This is a genomic window from Arthrobacter sp. B0316-5-4 (assembly GCF_059090325.1).
This window is the reverse complement of record NZ_JBNHFN010000020.1, coordinates 1-1,444: the sequence shown is the minus strand read 5'-3', so window position 1 is coordinate 1,444 and position 1,444 is coordinate 1. Positions and strand designations below refer to the sequence as shown.

At 62.7% G+C, this 1,444-nt stretch carries 1 protein-coding gene; it reads right to left on the bottom strand.

Going from position 1 to position 1,444, the window contains the following annotated elements; genetic code table 11:
• A partial coding sequence (locus AC5RU9_RS21285; protein WP_494018071.1) for a thiamine pyrophosphate-binding protein occupies positions 1–1,444 on the bottom strand: 1,444 nt, incomplete at both ends.

Below are 1,444 nucleotides of genomic sequence, written 5' to 3'. Positions count from 1 at the left end.
CGTTCGGGTACGAACCCGCCGAGCTCGGCCCGGCGTTCCATGAGGTATTTGATTTCCGGGGCGTCCATGCCGGGGTGGTAGTACGGGGGCCGGTAGAGGTCCGCGTCGAGTTGTTCGTCGCTGATGGGGATCCGGAGGTGGTCACGGAAGGCTTTGAGGTCTTCCATGGTCAGTTTCTTCATTTGGTGGGTCGCGTTGCGGCCCTCGAAGTGGGGGCCCAGGCCGTAGCCCTTGACGGTTTTGGCCAGGATCACGGTGGGTTTGCCCTTGAACTCGGTCGCTGCCTTGTACGCGGCGTAGACCTTGCGGTAGTCGTGCCCGCCGCGTTTGAGGCCCCAGATCTGTTCGTCGTTCAGGTCCGCGACCATGTCCTTGGTGGCCGGGTTCTTCCCGAAGAAGTGTTCCCGGACGAACCCGCCGGACTCGGCCTTGTAGGTCTGGTAGTCACCATCGGGGGTTTCGTTCATGATTTTCACCAACGCCCCGTCGGTGTCGGCTTCGAGCAGGGAGTCCCACTCACGGCCCCAGACGACCTTGATCACGTTCCAGCCCGCGCCGCGGAAGAACGCTTCGAGTTCCTGCATGATCTTGCCGTTACCGCGGACCGGTCCGTCCAGGCGCTGGAGGTTGCAGTTGATCACGAAGTTCAGGTTGTCCAGGTTCTCGTTCGCGGCGAGCTGGAGCAGGCCACGGGACTCTGGCTCGTCCATTTCCCCGTCCCCGAGGAACGCCCAGACCTGCTGGTCGGAGGTGTCCTTGATGCCACGGTTCTGCAGGTACCGGTTGGACTGGGCCTGGTAGATCGCGTTCATCGGGCCGATACCCATCGACACGGTCGGGAACTCCCAGAAGTCCGGCATCAGGCGCGGGTGCGGGTACGAGGACAGGGCGTGACCGGCCTTGGACTTCTCCTGACGGAACCCGTCCAAATCCTCTTCCGTGAGGCGGCCTTCCATGAACGCCCGGGCGTACATGCCAGGGGACGCGTGGCCCTGGAAGAAGACCTGGTCACCGCCGGAGGGGTGGTCCTTGCCGCGGAAGAAGTGGTTAAAGCCCACCTCGTACAGGGTCGCGGCACCGGCATAGGTGGAGATATGCCCGCCCACACCAATATCGGAGCGCTGCGCACGGTGAACCATCACCGCAGCGTTCCAGCGCATATACGCCCGGTACCGGCGCTCGAACTCCTCGTTCCCCGGGAACTCAGCTTCCTGGTCCACCGGGATCGTGTTCACATAATCAGTGGTCGTCACCATCGGCACGCCCACCGACCGGGCACCAGCACGCTGCAACAACGAACGCATAATGAACTGCGCACGCTCAGTACCCTGCTCGGCGATCAACGCATCAAGGGACTCAATCCACTCCGCAGTCTCTTCCGGATCACGATCAGGCAGCTGGGCAGTCAACCCGCTGAGGATGTGTGAGGTCTCTTCTCCTACAG